Annotated in this window: 17 protein-coding genes; 14 read left to right on the forward strand and 3 right to left on the reverse strand. The window is 60.9% G+C overall.

Translation table 11 applies throughout. From position 1 onward, the window contains the following. Window positions 1-4: 4 nt before the first annotated feature. Genes SC318_RS17985 through SC318_RS17995 form a run of 3 tightly spaced genes read right to left on the reverse strand, consistent with a single transcriptional unit; the run spans window position 5 to window position 2941 of the window. Window positions 5-325, reverse strand: coding sequence for an AtuA-related protein (locus tag SC318_RS17985; protein WP_320427890.1), 321 nt, complete (start codon window positions 323-325; stop codon window positions 5-7). Beyond that, complete coding sequence (locus SC318_RS17990) at window positions 322-1647, reverse strand: acyclic terpene utilization AtuA family protein (RefSeq protein WP_320427891.1); 1326 nt, start codon at window positions 1645-1647, stop codon at window positions 322-324. Before SC318_RS17990 ends, SC318_RS17985 begins: the two co-directional genes overlap by 4 nt. A gap of 1 nt (window position 1648) precedes the next feature. Continuing rightward, window positions 1649-2941 (reverse strand): CitMHS family transporter, encoded by a 1293-nt coding sequence (locus tag SC318_RS17995; RefSeq protein ID WP_320427892.1) that lies wholly within the window; start codon window positions 2939-2941, stop codon window positions 1649-1651. Window positions 2942-3065: 124 nt separating this feature from the next. On the opposite strand from SC318_RS17995, the gene SC318_RS18000 reads away from it, so the two are divergent. From SC318_RS18000 to SC318_RS18065, 14 genes are all read left to right on the forward strand, one after another. After that, window positions 3066-3953: a LysR family transcriptional regulator gene (locus tag SC318_RS18000; RefSeq protein WP_320427893.1), complete on the forward strand. Its 888-nt coding sequence runs from the start codon at window positions 3066-3068 to the stop codon at window positions 3951-3953. Between the two features lie 156 nt (window positions 3954-4109). Then, complete coding sequence (locus SC318_RS18005; protein WP_320427894.1) at window positions 4110-4415, forward strand: hypothetical protein; 306 nt, start codon at window positions 4110-4112, stop codon at window positions 4413-4415. Further along, window positions 4396-5703 carry a type III PLP-dependent enzyme gene (locus SC318_RS18010; RefSeq protein WP_320427895.1) on the forward strand — a complete coding sequence of 436 codons (1308 nt, stop codon included), beginning with the start codon at window positions 4396-4398 and terminating at the stop codon, window positions 5701-5703. Before SC318_RS18005 ends, SC318_RS18010 begins: the two co-directional genes overlap by 20 nt. Before the next feature lie 10 nt (window positions 5704-5713). Beyond that, window positions 5714-6613: a hypothetical protein gene (locus SC318_RS18015; protein ID WP_320427896.1), complete on the forward strand. Its 900-nt coding sequence runs from the start codon at window positions 5714-5716 to the stop codon at window positions 6611-6613. A gap of 58 nt (window positions 6614-6671) precedes the next feature. Beyond that, window positions 6672-7592, forward strand: coding sequence for a beta-ketoacyl-[acyl-carrier-protein] synthase family protein (locus SC318_RS18020; RefSeq protein ID WP_320427897.1), 921 nt, complete (start codon window positions 6672-6674; stop codon window positions 7590-7592). Then, the gene (locus tag SC318_RS18025; RefSeq protein WP_320427898.1) at window positions 7589-9196 is read left to right on the forward strand and encodes a class I adenylate-forming enzyme family protein; all 1608 of its coding nucleotides are present in this window, start codon (window positions 7589-7591) and stop codon (window positions 9194-9196) included. The genes SC318_RS18020 and SC318_RS18025 overlap by 4 nt, the downstream gene beginning before the upstream one ends. Beyond that, on the forward strand, window positions 9174-9428 hold the full coding sequence (locus SC318_RS18030) for a phosphopantetheine-binding protein (protein ID WP_306493910.1): 255 nt from the start codon (window positions 9174-9176) through the stop codon (window positions 9426-9428). Before SC318_RS18025 ends, SC318_RS18030 begins: the two co-directional genes overlap by 23 nt. After that, the gene (locus tag SC318_RS18035; protein ID WP_320427899.1) at window positions 9429-10982 is read left to right on the forward strand and encodes an AMP-binding protein; all 1554 of its coding nucleotides are present in this window, start codon (window positions 9429-9431) and stop codon (window positions 10980-10982) included. Then, entirely contained in the window at window positions 10951-12471 is a 1521-nt protein-coding gene (locus tag SC318_RS18040) for an AMP-binding protein (RefSeq protein ID WP_306493912.1), read from the forward strand. Before SC318_RS18035 ends, SC318_RS18040 begins: the two co-directional genes overlap by 32 nt. A 121-nt stretch (window positions 12472-12592) precedes the next feature. Then, window positions 12593-12997 carry a VOC family protein gene (locus SC318_RS18045; protein ID WP_320427900.1) on the forward strand — a complete coding sequence of 135 codons (405 nt, stop codon included), beginning with the start codon at window positions 12593-12595 and terminating at the stop codon, window positions 12995-12997. Then, window positions 12994-14121, forward strand: a complete 1128-nt coding sequence (locus tag SC318_RS18050) for an acyl-CoA dehydrogenase family protein (protein ID WP_320427901.1) — start codon at window positions 12994-12996, stop codon at window positions 14119-14121. Before SC318_RS18045 ends, SC318_RS18050 begins: the two co-directional genes overlap by 4 nt. Beyond that, window positions 14118-14597, forward strand: a complete 480-nt coding sequence (locus SC318_RS18055; RefSeq protein ID WP_320427902.1) for a hypothetical protein — start codon at window positions 14118-14120, stop codon at window positions 14595-14597. Before SC318_RS18050 ends, SC318_RS18055 begins: the two co-directional genes overlap by 4 nt. Before the next feature lie 8 nt (window positions 14598-14605). After that, window positions 14606-15427, forward strand: coding sequence for an alpha/beta fold hydrolase (locus SC318_RS18060; RefSeq protein WP_320427903.1), 822 nt, complete (start codon window positions 14606-14608; stop codon window positions 15425-15427). After that, window positions 15411-16397: a 3-oxoacyl-[acyl-carrier-protein] synthase III C-terminal domain-containing protein gene (locus tag SC318_RS18065; protein WP_306493917.1), complete on the forward strand. Its 987-nt coding sequence runs from the start codon at window positions 15411-15413 to the stop codon at window positions 16395-16397. Before SC318_RS18060 ends, SC318_RS18065 begins: the two co-directional genes overlap by 17 nt. Window positions 16398-16411: the final 14 nt, after the last annotated feature.

Below are 16411 nucleotides of genomic sequence, written 5' to 3' on the forward strand. Positions count from 1 at the left end.
TCATTTAGTCTGGCTTTACCAGGTCGAGATCGAGCAGCGCCGAACCCAGGCACTTGCCATGGGCATCCAGCGCCAGCGAGCGCGTCACGCCGCCGCGCAGGATGCCGGGCAGCACGAAATTCAATGCCTGCACATTGTGCAGCTCATAACGTCGCACCGGCGCCGCGCCGGGTTCCAGCAGGCCTGCGAAACATTCGGCGACGCGCTCGGCGGTGAGCTGTTCACACAGCAACGGGTAATCCTCGGCGCGGTAGGCGATGATCGAAATATTTGAGGTGTCGCCCTTATCCCCGGTGCGGGAGTGGGCCAATGCGTGCAACTTCATCCTTCTATCCTCGGTTTGACCTTGTCGCGGGGCAGCAGCAGCGACGCCACCGCCACCACCTGCCGGACACTTTTACTGGCCCCGCCGCCGCCAGACGGACCGTTGGTGTAGAGCGTTTCCACTTCATTGCCGACGCGTACGGCGTCGCTGCGTTCTTCAAAGCGAGCGGCAACGCGCAAGCGCACTTCCCAGGGCTCAACGCTGCTGCGAGGGCCGTGCAATGAATCCATGCCGATCAATTCGGCGCGCACGTCCTGCATCTTCACGCCGATCAGTTCCAGGCGCCTGAGCACCACCTCCCGCGCCAACTGCGCCCGTGCGACCGCGCCGGGGCCGCCGTAGGACATCTGCCCTTCGCCGATCCAGCCATCCAGGTATCCAACGCTGACTTTCAGCTGTTCGGGCCGCGCCCGCCCCGCGGCACCGTGGGCACGTACGCGGTCAACGCCCTCTTCGACAAACCCCACCGCTGAAAAATCGGCCGTGACGTCCGGGGTCAAATACGCTTGGGGATCGTGCACTTCATAGATCAACTGTTCACTGCAGGTGGCGCGGCTGACCTGCCCCCCAGAGCCCGACACTTTGGTGATCAAGCCATTGCCGTCGGCATCGACCTCGGCCAACGGAAAGCCCAGGCGGGCCAGGTCATCCACATCCTTGAAACCGGGATCGGCAAAATAACCACCGCTGACCTGCCCCGCGCATTCAAGCAAATGCCCCACCAGCGTGCCCCTGCCCAGGCGCTGCCAATCGTCAGCGGCCCAGCCGAACTCAAACATCTGCGGCGCGAGAAACAACGACGGGTCGGCTACCCGACCCGTAATCACCACATCGGCGTCAGCGCGCAGCGCCTCAAGGATGCCGTCAACGCCCAGGTAGGCATTCGCCGAAATCAGCCGTTCACCCAAGGCCTCAACGGTGTAGCCGTTATCCAACCGCTGCTTGGGATTCAACACGCTGAGCACGTCATCCCCAACCACGGCGACAACCTTGAGACTCAAGCCCAACTCAGCGGCAATCCGCCGTACTTCAACAGCCGCCGCCACCGGATTGGCTGCGCCCATATTGGTGATGACGCGCAGGCGACGACGGTTTTCACGCCGTCCGACAAAGGGCAGCACCCGGCGCATGCGCTCACTTAACAGTGGATCGTAGCCACCGTTCGGGTCGCCGATCCGCGCCTGTTGGGCCAGGGCAATGGTGCGTTCGGCCAGGCATTCGAACACCAGATAATCCAGGTCGCCCTGTTCGGCCAGTTCCACGGCGGGTTCGATGCGGTCACCGGAGTAGCCGGCACCGGCGCCGATGCGCAAGGTTTTCATCTTAGATAACTCCCAGAAGCAGCGCGGTCAGGGTCATCAGCACCGACGCGGCAAACAGAAAAGGAATGGTGAAGCGCTGGTGATCGGCCAATTCGATCTTGCACAAACCCACCAGCAGAAAGGTCGCGGGGGTCAGCGGACTGACCGGAAAACCCGTGGTGTGCACACCCAGCAGCGAGGCCTGGGCCACCTGCAGCGGGTCGACGCCCAGGGCCTTGCCGACTTCGGCAATCACCGGCATCACGCCAAAATAGTAGGAGTCGGGGTCGAACAGCATGCTCAACGGCATGGAAATAAAGCCCACCACCGCCGGGATCAACTTGCCGTGGCCCGCCGGAATCTGCGCCACCGCCACTTCGGCGATGGCCTTGAGCATGCCGGTGCCCTGCATGATGCCGGTGAACACCCCGGCGGCGAGCAGGATGCTGGCCATGGTCAGGGCGGTTTTGGCATGGGCATCGATGCGGGCGCGCTGGGCGTCGACGTTGGGGTAGTTGATACACAGCGCCACCACGGTGCCGAGCATGAACATCACCACCGGGTCAACCCAGCCGGCGATCATCACCACCATCACCAGCACCGTGAGGATCAGGTTGACCCAGAACAGCCGTGGACGGCGCAGCTTGATGTCATCGTCGCTGAGCACTCGCTGCGGCATCGCGTCCACGCTGGAACCCGCGCCCAGGCCCAGGCGTTTTTCTTCACGATGACCCAGCCACCAGGCGCAGGCGAACACAAAGATCAGCCCGACGATCTGCACCGGGATCAGCGGCTGGAACAGGTCTGCCACCGGCACATGCAGCGCTGCCGACGAGCGCAGCACCGGGCCGGTCCAGGGCAGGAAGTTGACCCCGGCGGCCATCGCGCAGACACAGGCGAGGATGCGCTTGTCGATGCCCAGCCGGGTGTACAGCGGCAACATCGCCGGTACTGTCACGAGGAAGGTCACCGCGCCGGAACCGTCCAGGTGCACCAGCAGCGCCAGGGTCGCCGTGCCGACGACAATGCGTGTAGGACGCGTGCCGACCGTGCGCAGGATGCGATCAATGATCGGGTCGAGCATGCCGGCGTCGGTCATGATCCCGAAGAAGAGGATCGCAAACACAAACATGCCCACCACGGGGGCGACGTTCTTGATGCCGGTGATGATGAACGCACTGGTTTGCAGACCGAAACCGCCGAGCAGCGCGGCGAGGATCGGCAGGGCAATCAGCGCCACCAGGGGCGAGAGGCGCTTGCTCATGACGGCGGCAAGCAGGCAGAGGATGGTGATGACACCCAGGGTTGCGAGCATGGGGTACTCCAGGGCGGCCTTGTGGCCGGTTATTGTTTTCCCTGGAGTATTGGAATCAGGTTAGGCTTTGTAAATTGGAATATTCAGGCACCCGCATTCGGAAAAACAAAATGAAGCTGGCGTTATGAAAAACAGCATCCAACACATTCAGGCGTTTCTCGCCGTCGCTCGCACGGGCAGCTTCACCAAGGCCGCCAGCGAGCTGAACCTGTCCCCCTCGGCGCTGACCGTGCAGGTTCAACAATTGGAAGACTGGCTGGGCGTTGCCCTGCTCGACCGCAGCCCTCGTCATGTGACCATCACCGCCGCCGGCCAGGATGCGCGTGGTCCCATGGAAAAGCTGCTGCTGGACCTGGACAACATCGTCACCGGCTCGCGTGACCTCGCGGCCCTGCGCCGTGGCGTCGTGACCATTGCCGCCCTGCCCTCGGTATGCGCCGGCAGCCTGCCGCCGGTGTTGCGTCTGTTCCGTGAACGCTTCGCCGGGATCGAAGTGCGCTTGCACGACCTGGTGGCCCACCGCATCCATGCCCAGGTGCGGTCCGGCGAGGTGGACTTCGGCATCGGCGTACGTGCGCGCCTGAGCCACGGCCTGGATTTCGTGCCGGTGCTCAATGACCGCCTGTGCGCATTCGTGCCGCTGGATCACCCCCTCGCCCACCATCGGCAGCTGAGCCTGGCCCAACTGGCGGACCAGCCGATCATCCTCACCGGGCGTGACAGCAGCGTGCGCGAGCAGGTGGATACGCTGTTTGATCAGACGCGGTTGACGCTGAATGCGGGCATGGAGGCCAACTACATGTCCACGGTGCTGGCACTGGTGCGCCAGGGGTTGGGAATCAGCGTGCTGCCGGAATCGGCGGCGGACAGCCTGGAGGGGTTGAAGCGGATCGACATTGATCATCCCGGGGTGAACAGGGAAATTGGCTTGATCAGTCGCAGCGCGATGGCGTTGAGCCCGGCAGCGCAACGCTGTTTCGACCTCCTGAGTGAGCGGCTGGCCAGTGCTTAGTTGCCTGTAGTGCAGGAAAAAACTCGAGGCTACACCGCCCGCACACGCCTTAGTTGAATAAAGAGCAAGCGGCGAGTGCCGTTGCAATTTGAAGCAAATCCGGCCAAATGCCATGTATATGATCACGCCTACGACGTTTAAAGGGTTATCACATTCATGAGCAACTCACCTACAACAGCTCGGGCTTTTATTCTCGCATCGCTCAAAGACATAGGCATTGCCCAGGACAAGTTGACGTCTATCAACGACGGTGCAGAAATGTATGGTCCGCAGGGGCTACTGGATTCTGTGCATTTAGTTGGGCTTATTTCAGCCATTGGTGAGCGGATCGACAACACAACCGGCGACGCCGAGAGTTTTTTCGACGTTCTCGATGACGACCTGTTCGACAACTTCAAAGACATCAATCGCATCGAGTCGTTATTGAACGGGAAATTCAGCCATGTCAGCTTTTGCTCCTGATAGTCACTACATCCACACCGACAAGATTGAAGACATTCCCTATCACTTGCTGGCCGATAAAGTACCCACGCCTTTCTATGCGTACAGCGCCACACAAATAAGAACCGATTTTGCAGAACTTAAACGCAGGCTCCCCCAAGACATTGATTACTTTTACTCGCTGAAGGCCAACCCGAATAAGGCACTGGTGGGGTTATTGCATCAGGCCGGCACGGGCTGCGAAGTATGCTCTCTGGCGGAACTTGAAATTGCACTGCGCCAAGGTGTGCCACCGAACGAAATCATCTTTGTCGGGCCGGGAAAGCATATCAACGAGTTAACGCAATGTTGCATCGCCGGCATTAAAGCCGTGGTGGTGGAATCCATTGAAGAAATGCTTCTGCTCAATGATATTGCCGCAGGCCTGGAAGTCACTCAGCGTATCGCCCTGCGCATCAACCCCGATTTCACCGGCGAAAAAGCCAAGCTGGTAATGAGCGGCAAACCCCGGCAGTTCGGTATCGATGAGCAGCTGCTGCCGCAGGCATTCGGCGTACTTGCACAACTGGGGCACCTGCGACTGGCAGGTATCCATATTTATCTGGGCACGCGCATTCTTGACTGGCAGGCCCTGGCCAACAACACGCAGAACATCCTGGCATTGGCCGCCACGCTGCAGCAGACCCATGGCGTGAACTTCGAGTTTGTCGATGTGGGTGGCGGCTTCGGCGTGCGCTACTTCGACAAGGAAAAAGCACTCGACCTGGCTGCCCTGGGTGAAGCGTTGATGCCGGTAGTCGACGTTTACCGCCGACGTTTTCCACAGTGCAAAATCGTGATCGAACTGGGCCGTTTCCTGATTGCGCGCGCGGGTATCTTCGTCACGCGGATCAACTACCTCAAACCGTCCCGAGACGAGTGGTTTGCCGTGTGCGATGGCGGTGCCAACTGTCACGGCAGTGCGGCCGGCATCAACTCCCTGATCCGCCGTAACTTCCCGATGGCGCGTCTTGGCCCATCCCGGCAGAACGCCCAGCGTCGTTATCAAGTGACCGGTCCCCTGTGCACGCCCACCGACTTGCTGGGCGAGAACGTGATGCTCGACGAGCTTCGCTCGGGCGATCTGATCGGTATCGGGCATTCAGGTGCCTATGGGGCCAGTGCGTCGCCGGTGGGTTTCTTGAGCTTCGGTCACCCGGCGGAAGTGCTTGTCGAGCGCGATCAGGCTTTTCTGATCCGCACCGCAGACAGCGTGGACACTCTGTTGGCGCCGCAGGTGTGCCAGCGTTTGTCTCTGCCCAACGCCTGAAGGAGTCGCCATGTCGCTGGAATTCACGACTTCTCACATCCGCTGGCGCCAGTTCGAGCGGCAAGACGATGCGCCTGCCCCGGACGGCGCTCAAATGAAACTGGTGACGGACTTCGTCAACGGCTTTTTCGATTCGCATGGGCGTAAGGAACGGGCACAGGAACAGCATGCACGGCGCTGGTATGCCTCACAAAACCAGGCGTTCAGGGTTATGCTCAAGCAGGTGGTCGCAGCGCTGCAAAACCAGGTTCGACTCGATGACCTGGACCTGCTGGTGCTCACCCACTGGACGCCGGACGTTGAGGTCGGTTGTTCGGTGACCAATGCCATCATCCATGAGACGGGCTGCCACGACGCCTTTGGTATCGCCATCAGCGATCACGGCTTGAGCAGCCCGTTTCTGGCATTGCAAGTCATTGAGGATTACCTCGATGACGGGAACCATAGCGACCGCGAAAAAAAGGCCCTGCTGCTGATCGCAGACCAGGACGCCATCCTGTATGACAGCCCTGCCCTGGCCCGCCTGAACCCGGAGCCCAGCGCCTGTGTGGTGATGTTGCGCAGCCTGCCGAGCGGCCCCGCCGCCGAACCCCGCGCGGGCATCGCGTTCAAGCACTATCGCAAAGTGGCCTTCCCTCAGGCATTGGATACCCTGCTGCCCATCCTGGATATGTTCACCTCCACGGAAGACTTGCTGCCCCTGCTGATCCTGACCACGCCGGGCTTTGCCGAACAATTGCGCCAGCACGCGCCGTTGGCTGCTCATCGCATCGAGAGCTGGGACGAGTCATTACTGTCCTGCGCGCCCTGGGCGCGGCTGGCCCAACTGGCACCGACCCACCTGCGTATCCTGCTGATGCTGCCGGAGGGTGAGTCCCTGGCCTGCGCAGGCTTTGTGGCGGGGGCCTGACGTGTATATCCACACGATAACCAGCCTCGTCGCCGAGCACCTTACTGCGCTTCCCGCCATGGCACAAAAGTATGCCTGGGGTGAGCGAAACACCAAGATTTTTGGACGCTTCCATCGCATGGAGTCGGCCAGCCTGTTTGCGCACGAGACCTTGCCTGAGTTGATCATGAAGCTGCTGCAGCGGCTGCGCGCCGAGTGCGACCCGGTGCTGTTCGGGCGCATTGGCTATGTGGCCTGGGCACACTCGCTCAATTGCCCCAGCCCGTTTGACCTTGGCTGCGACCTGGCCGATGAGATACGTCGGTTCATGGATCGACCGCAGGTTGAGTTTTTCTCTGTCTCCCAGGCTTCATGTGCCTCGGCACTGGTTGGGCTGAAGTTTCTCGACGCCAAGCTTTCTGCGGCCCAGGCCAGGCAGGAAGACGTCTGCGGCCTGTTGATCACCGGAGAAAAGTGCTTCCACGACACCGTGCAGTACGTTGATCAGAATGGCTATTTCGGCGAAGCCTTCTGCGCCACATTGGTCAGCGCGCAGCCGATCCCTGGCGCGGTGCGCGTGGGTGCCCTGCACGTTCAGCAACTGGCCGCCTACGCGACACGCACCCACTCGACGGATCGTGCCAGTGAAAACGCCTATGACCACGCGTTTATCCCGACGATGCTCGATACCGTGCAAACCGTATTGCAACAAGCGGGGCGTCGTCCTGACGAACTGCGCACGCTGATCCCCTATCACATCAGCCCGCCCACCTTCGACAGGATTGCCGACGGCGCCGCTTTCGCCCGCGACATCATTTACCGCCGCCATCTTTACCAATTGGGACACTGCTTTTGCAGCGACGCGTTCCTCAACCTGCAAAGCCTGCTGGCGCAGCGCGACAGGGCTGTCGCCGTTCACCCTATCCTGGCCGTAGCGTCCGGCATTGCGGGCACGTTTGCCGCCATCGTTCTTGAAATGAATCCAGAGGAGCAGACATGAGCACGAACCATTTGACCCAGTGGCTGGTGCAGGCTGCAGAGCGGTTCCCCGAAAAAGTCGCGCTGATCGAGGGTGAGCAGGCCGTGACGTGGGCCGCCCTTTATCAGCGCGTAATCAACACCGCCACATACTTGGCCCAGCAGCAGGTCGATCGCGGCGATCGCGTACTGGTGTGGCTGCCGAATGGGGTGGATTTCGTCGTCTGCTTCTGGGCCGTGCAATACCTGCAGGCGGTGTTCGTGCCGGTCAATCCGGATACGCCGTTGGCACGGGTCGGCTGGTTACTCGATAACGCGGAGTCACACCTGCTGATCGCGCAGGCCGGGCAAGCCACGGCGCTGGCTGAAACGCTTGGCGAGCGTGACGTACACGTCCTGTTCGATCAGCCACTCAGCGCGCCAGCGTGCGGCTCTTCACCGTCCCTGCAGCAGATAGCGCTGTTCCCGCCGGCGCAGCCTTCGCATTTGCAAGGTGCGTTGGACATTGACCTGGCTTGCCTGATCTACACCTCGGGTTCGACGGGCGATCCCAAGGGCGTGATGCTGACCCAGCGCAATATGCTCAGCGCGGCGGACTCCGTTGCCACTTACCTGCAGTTGAGCGCCGCTGACCGGATCTTTTGCACGATTCCCATGAGCTTCGACTATGGGCTGTACCAAGCGATCATGACGGCCAAAGTCGGCGCAACGCTGATTATCGAAAAAGATTTCAGCCGCCCGCTGTTTGCGCTCAAACAACTGGTGAAGCACAAAGCAACTGTGCTGCCGATTGTTCCCACGCTGCTGGCGATCATCGCGCCCCTGGCCAAGCGCTACGATTTTTCCAGCCTGCGCAAAATCACCAATACGGCCGCGGCCCTGCACACCAGCGATATCGATCTGCTGATCTCGCTGTTCCCGCAAGCCCAGATCTACTCCATGTACGGACTGACCGAGTGCCATCGCTGCACCTGGCTGCCTCCGGCGTTGTTGTCACAACACAAGGACAGCGTGGGCTACGCCATCCCCAATACCGAGCTGTGGGTGGTGGATGATGACGGTGTTGCACACCGCAGCAATGCCACTGGCGAGCTGGTCATTCGTGGCGCGACGGTGATGCGCGGCTACTGGCGCAACCCGGAGCAAACCGCGAAAAAGCTGCGCCCCGGACCGTTGCACGGTGAGTCGCTTCTCTACACCGGCGACATTTGCCGGCTGGATGAACAAGGCTTGCTTTACTTCCTTTCGCGCAGCGATGACATCCTCAAGACTAACGGCGAAAAGGTCGCGCCCCGGGAAGTCGAAGGCGTGCTCAAGCGTGTGCCTGGCGTACTTCAGGTCGCGGTGATTGGCATTGCCCATCCGGTCCATGGCGACGAAATAGTCGCGTGTATCGAATGCGTCGCGCCCCTCGATGAAGCGTCGCTCAAAGCGTTCTGCCAAACCCACCTGGAAGCCTACAAGCGGCCCCATCGCTATTACTTCAGCCAAGCATTACCCAGGAACAACAACGGCAAAGTTGACCGTGGCCAGCTATCCACCCTTATGCCGCGCCGCGAAAACAACCTTAACGTCGGCTGCACACAACAAACGGGGAGCCACCATGTATACGCCAACCATCATTGAAGCCATCGGACTGGTCCTGGAAACCTCAAACCTCTCGGAACTCAATGCCGCAACCCATCTGGAGCGCGATCTGGGGTTTGAGAGCGGCTTGTACATCGAACTGATCATGTACCTTGAGGAAAGTATCGAGGACCTGGTCCTCGACCCGGCCACGCTGGAATTCCAGCACTTCGAAACCGTGGGCAGTCTGTCCAATTTCATTGAGCTGCAACTCGCCAGCCGGGCGGCATGAATGGACGCCTGGTCTGCGCTCATAAGCGTGTTCATGCGCTTTGGGGTTCAACCCGCTGCCGCCTGGCACCACCAGTCAGTGACGCACAGCTACGCGGCGCTGAGCCAGCGGGCGCAGGATATCGCGCATGAAATAATGCGCCAGCATGCCCATGGCGAAACCCCCATGGCGCCGGTTCTGGTGTATGGCCATAAGTCTTTCGATTTTCTAGCCGCCTGGTGGGCCTGCCTGCTGTGCGGCTGTCCCATCGTGCCGGTGGAGTCGGACAACGCACCTGAGCGCCTGGAACGGATTGCCCGCACTGTCGGCGCAAGCCTGATCCTGAACACGGACGGCCCTGCGCTGTTGGCGGCCAATGCCCGGGTGGTCGCCCTCGCTGACCTGCCCTGGCGGCACCATGATCAAGCGGCACTGCGGCAGTTGCTCGACGCCACCCGCCGACGGCTCGACGACGCGGTCATCGCCCCGCTGGCCTACATCATGTTTTCCTCAGGCACCACCGGGGAGCCCAAGGGCATTCAGATCAGCCTGTCCAACCTGGCTGATTTCGTGTCCTGGGTGCGCAACGATTTTGCCCTGGAGGGGGCCGTCACCGGCAATGTGCGGTATTGCTTCGATGTCTGCCTGTTTGAAATCTGGCTCGCCTGGACATTTGTGCAACCGCTGTCGGTACTCGATCATCGAGAGTTGATCAACACCCGCAAGATGATTGCTCAGCACGCGCACATGGCGCTGACCTGCTGGGTCTCCACGCCGTCGATGGTGCGTCTCTACCTGCTGGATCCGACCTTCAACGCCGGAACGCTTGCACAGCTGCGCCGGTTTATCTTCTGCGGTGAAACGCTGCCTAAAGAGATCGTCACGCAGTTATGGGCACGCTTCCCAGGTTGCGAGGTGATCAATACGTATGGCCCCACTGAATGCACCGTGGCGGCCTCGCAGGTGCTGATCACTGTGGAGATGGTGGCGTCGTCATTGCCGCTGCCGATTGGGCGCGCCCGCCCGGGCGCGGCATTGCGCCTGGCCCATCCGCTGGACGCTTCGGGCCGCGGACAGATATTGATCAGCGGCGCGTGCGTCGGCCCCGGCTACCTCAACGCGACGCCCGCGCGCCAGGCCAATTTCAGTCGACAGGCGGGGCACGCCACTTACGCCACCGGGGATATCGGACTGTTTGATGGCCACTGGTTTTACTTCCTTGGGCGCGAAGACGCCGAGGTCAAGGTTCAGGGCCACCGTATTGACCTGCACGAAATCGAGCATTTCCTGCGTGACCGTAACCTTGTCGCCGATGTGGTGGTCGAGCCGTATTGGCGCAAGGGCAACGCTGAGGCGATCCAGGCGTGCGTCATCCTCAATGCGGGCGGTGATCTGTCCCAACTGGGCACTGCCATGCAAGCCCATTTCCCCCCGTGGGCCATTCCACGTTACTGGTACAGCACCCCGCGCACCGTACTGAATCACAACGGCAAACTGGATCGCTCGGTTGCCTGGCAACTGGCGAAGGACCATGGAGAAAAATATGTTTTCATCGCAAATCAAACCGCTGTTTGAGCGCCTGAAAAATCAGCACCCGACTGTCGCGCTGATCAACCAGGAGGGCAGCTACAGCTTCGCGGAACTGGGCCTGCGCACGGCCGCGATTGCCCGTGCACTCGCCCCCTGGGCAGGCCGCAACGTGCTGGTCCATGGGCATAAGCAACAAGATGCGGTAGCGGCCATGCTGGCGTGTATCAGCCAGGGAAGCTGCTTCACCTTCGTCGACCAGTCCAACCCGGTTGCGCGGGTTGAAAAGATTGCCGACCTGATCCGCGCCGAGGTGATCGTCACTGCGACGCCGCAACGGCTGGAAGGCCTGGATCGCTGGCCACAATGGGTCACGTCATCCCTGGACAATGGCGACCCGGCGACACTGCCGCTTGAGCCTGAACTGACCCAGCCGGCCTTTTATATTCTTCCCACCTCCGGCAGTACCGGTGAACCCAAAGGCGTGGTGGTCAGCTATGAGAACTTCGCCGCATTCTCCACGTGGTACAGCCCGATGATCAGCGACGGGATTGCACAGGGGTGCCACGTGAGCCACGCCTGTTTCTCCTTCGACATGGGCTTGCTCGATCTCTTCCCGGTGCTGTGCGCGGGCCGAGCGCTGCTGATGCTCGATCACCGCCACAATATGCTGCCCAGGCAGAATATTCGTTTGATGTCGCGTTACCCGCAATGCCCTGTCACCAGTTGGTTTTCCACGCCGAGCTTTGTCGATCTGATGTTGAAGGACCCGTTGTTCGGGCGCGAACAGTTCCCTGACCTCAAGCGGTTCTTCATGGCCGGCGAGCGCGCCGCACTGGGCCTGGTGACGCAGTTGCAGGCCCGCTTTCCAGGCCTTGAAGTGATGCACGGATATGGCCCTACCGAAACCACTGGCATGACGCATACGTTCGCGCTGGGCCAGCCGCCCGAGCACAATGCAGGCCTGCTGTCGCTTGGCAGACCCTGCGGGTTGACCCAGGTCAGGATCGTGGACGCCGATGGCCGCAGCCTGCCGCCTGGAGAAATGGGCGAAGTGCGTTTGTACGGCCCGCAAGTTGCACTGGGCTACCAGCCGGAGGACGACCCGCGCAACAACGCCTTCAGCCATGACACATTCGGACGTTACTACGCCACGGGCGACCGCGGTTTTGTGGATGACGATCAGTCGCTGTTTATCCACGGCAGGGATGACAACCAACTGAAGTTGAACGGCAATCGGGTGGAACTGGGCGAAATCGAAAGCAGCGTGTGTCGCTACCCGCAGGTGATCCAGTGTTGCGCCGTTCCGATCAGAGAAGAAGGCAAGGTCATCGACCTGCAACTGTTCATACAGCTGCATGACGACAGTGCGCCTCACCGCGAAGCCCTGCGCCAGTTCCTGGCGGAGCAATTGCCGGGCTACATGATCCCCAAGTCCCTGTTCTTTTGTCAGACCTTCCCCGTCACGTTGCACGGCAAGATCGATCGCCAGCAACTGGTACAGGCGCACAAGGCAGCGCCGGGGGTCACGGGATGATGGGCTGCAAGCACATATAAAAAACTTTGCGCCATGCCGGCGAAAATGCTCGCCACGCTGTAAGCCGGTACCGCACAGGTGCCGGCGTCAAACACTCTCTTCAAGGATAAAGGGCGGCGCGATGCGTTTCAGTCATATCGGTTATGTGGTGTGCGACAGCGATGCAACGGCTGCTGCGGTCAAACCGTTTTTCCCGGTGGTCGTCCGATTCAGAGAATACATGGCCGCACAAAAAGTCTTCATCACGCTGATGGCGACGGCTGAAGGGAACAGCCAGATCGAGTTGGTAGAACCTTCGCAAAACAACCGGCCGTTATGCGAGCTACTGGACAAATCCGGCAAGTCGTCACTGCCCTACCACATCTGTTTTGAGGTCAATGACTTCGATCAGCAACTGCAGACCATGAAAGCGGCTGGCTGGATGGTGTTGACGCGCCCATTCAACGCCTTCGATGACCACCATCGCTCCAGCCACCTTTATCACCGTGATGCCGGGATTATTGAAATCATGTCGGGCCCGCTATGAATCGAATCTACGATGAACTGTTCGCTCGCTCATCCAGCCCGCTGGGCGCAGACGCCGAGCAGGTGGCGGACCAGTTGCGTCATATGGGCGATACGCGACAGGTCCTGGGGCAGTGGTCGTTCGCGGCGACATTGAATCAGCTCGGCGTGCCACAACGCTATCTGGCCTGTGCCAATGATCAGGCAGTCAGCCTGGCGGCGCGCTTTGAGCTCTACGAGCAAATTGGCTTCGTTTCACCGGCACTCATCTTCAGTGCGCCAGGCCCCAGCATGGCGGCCTATGTGGTGGCCGGGCTGGGCAGCGAACAGCAGCAGGATGCATTCTTCGGCCAGTTTCAACGGGCGTTGTGCTGGTCGTGTTTTGCAATGACCGAACCCACCCAGGGCAGTGATGCCGGGGCCATGCAAACCACCGCAACGGCGGTTGACGGTGGCTACCTGATCCACGGCAGCAAGATGTTCATCGGCAACGGCGTAGTCGCCGACACCGGCGTCTTGTTTGCGCGCACCGCACCGGGACAATTGGGCATCAACGCCTTTGTGTTTTCGCCACAAAACCCGGCGGTGACTCGCCAGCGCCTGTCGCTGACCGGGCTTGACGGCACCAACCTGGCGTTGATGCATTTCGACGATCTGTTTATCCCGACTGCGGATCTGCTTGGGCAGCACTTGAAACCTACTCAGCGGTTTGCGCAATCAGCGATGGCCACCTTCGATGCACTGCGTCCCTGTGTCGGCGCCCTGGCCCTGGGTGTGGCGCGACGCGCCTTGCAGGAGTGGCACGCCTGCGTCACGCCGACCCCGGACCAGTCGCAACGGCTGGCGGTGCTGAAGCGGCGCTGGAGTAGCGCTTACCGTGACGCGTTGACGGTCTGCCAGCGGGCGGACGCGCAACAGGCGTCAGGCAAAAGCCCCGGCATGGTCAAAACCGCGTGCGTCGTCCTTGCCGATGAGATTGTCAGCCATCTGATCCACGCGTTCCCCAAAGGCGCACAGCCTGTTCCGACAGCCCTCTGGCAGGCTTTTCGCGATGTAAAAGCCTTTGAGTACACCGAGGGCACACGGCAAGTCCACCAACTGGGCATGAGCTTCTCACCTCCACCCTCCAGCCTGGAATGCCGATGACCCTCGCCCCTCTGCTGCAGGGTCAACTGGACATCGTCAGTACCTGCGAACCCATTACACTGGACAGCCGACACTTTATTGCCGGCACTGTGCAAACTGCCGAGGCCCGCTGGTATCAGCACTGGCCGCAGGTCGACTGCGGCGAGCGCTTGCACGCCATGGACGCTGTGCAGCTGTGTCGTCGCATCGTCAGCGAGCCTTTTCCAACACAGTTGGTGTATCACAGCGTTCACCCAGCCGCGCGTGGCGCCACGCCACTGCTGCAAAGCCTGATATCCCAATGCCCGGGCTTTGTCGAAACCTGGGGCATCAGCACCGGGCAATTTGAGCCGCAACGCGTCGGCACGCTGGCAAGCACGCTGCTTGAACCCGGACAGCGCCTGCTTTACCTGTATGACCCGCTGCAGCGCCTGAGTGCCGATGCCACGCCCCAACGGGCAACGCTGCACTACCTGCTGTTTTGCGCACAAGCCTAGGGGGCGCTATGGACACCCAGCTTGTTTCATTGATTCAGCGCCTGGCCAACCCGGCCGTGATGCCGATGCGTTCAGCCGAACTGCAACAACTGGCCAGCATGAAAACCGAGGTTGTTACCTGCGGCGCCTACCGCAGCCGGGTGTTGATCAACGACACCCCCAGCCCCCAGGCCAAAAGCGTGCTGTTACTGCACGGTTGGGGCGGTCATCCGATGATGCTGTGTGCGCTGCAAAGCGTATTGCACGCCTGCGGCTATCGGGTGTACACACCCTTCCTCCTGGGCCATGACCCCGAAACACCCGCCGGTTGCGAATTACCTGCCCAACCGCCGTTATTGCTGATGATGCAGGCCAGATACGGCGCGTTCGACAGTGTTGTAGCCCATTCGGCCGGCGGGATCATCACGGCAATGGCCCATAGCCAGGGGTTTATCCTCAACCAGGTAGCGTTGCTCAATGCCCCCGCCTCATTGGCAAACCTGTTGCAGCGTTACCTCGTACTGCATCGTGCGGCCGAGCACTACCTGCCATTGCTTGGCGCCGACTTCCAACGCCGCTACCCCATGTTTGCCGACTTGCAAACCTGCAGCCCCTACGCGTTCAGCGAGGCTCGGGTGCTGATTATGCAAGGCCTGCGGGACCAGCGAATCAGCCCGGCCAACGCCAGGCAAATCCAGTCTCAGTTGCCCGGCAGCCAATTGCACATGATCGAGGACACAGGGCACTTGGGCATTCTTTCGCATCAACCGGCGCTGCAAACACTGGCCCGGTTTCTGTGCGCGAACCAGGCTGACACTGCAAAAGGGAACACCCATGCTTGGGCACATTGAATCCATTACCCTGCACATTCCCGAGCAGCGCAAATCGCTGGCCGAGGTTGCCCACCCCCTTGGGCTGAGCGCGCTGGACGTGCGGATGTTTTCGCGGTTCTACGGCCTTGAGCACTTCCCGCGCCAGCCCGGTACGGTGGATGATCTGATACGCCCGTTGCTGGAGCAGTTCGTCGCCGCTCATTCCCACCTTGTCTCGCGCATCCGCCATGTGGTGCATGCGCATACGGTGCCCAGCCTGCGCCCGTTTCACGAAACCGGCAGGGCCTTGCTCGACGGCTGCGGATTCGCCGAAGACACCCAGTACTGCAGCCTCACGATGGGCCACTGCGCGACCTCGCTGGCTGGCGTGGAATACCTCTGCAGCCGTCTCAGGGACGGGGAATACGCCTTGATGCTGATCGGAGAAAAAGCCTTCCATCCCAAAGTCGAGCTGCTGGACGACACCACCATCATGGGTGAAGCCGGCTGCGCCGTGCTGCTCAGCCGGTCCGGCGATCGCGCCAGGGTCATCGCGCGGTACAGCGAGCAGGCCGGCGAGTTCAGCCAGCACAAGGGTAACGAGCCACGCACCAACCCGGCCTTCGCCGAGGCCTATTTCGCATTCGTCAGCAATGCGATGCGCAACGCCGCCGAGCATTTTGATTGCGCCCTTGACACCGTGGACTGGATAGCCCCGCACAACGTCAACCTGTCCTCCTGGCAGAAAGTGGCCGACGCGCTGCAAATCCCTCGCAATAGGGTTTTCCTGCGTAACGTTGCGCGCTTCGGACACTGTTTCGGTGCCGATCCCTATTTGAACCTGGCGGCACTTATCCGTGGGCAACAGCTTTCCCGTGGCGCCAAGGTAATGCTGGCCAGCGTGGGAATGGGAGCGACCTTTTCCTCGCTGTTGCTGGAGGTGCCGGCGGGCAACGAAATCCCGGTGTTTTGCAACCTCAAGCAATACCCGGACGTTGGGGCCCACTAAGTTAACGCTCAGTT

It is taken from the genome of Pseudomonas sp. MUP55 (genome assembly GCF_034043515.1).
In the GTDB taxonomy this organism is placed as follows: domain Bacteria; phylum Pseudomonadota; class Gammaproteobacteria; order Pseudomonadales; family Pseudomonadaceae; genus Aquipseudomonas.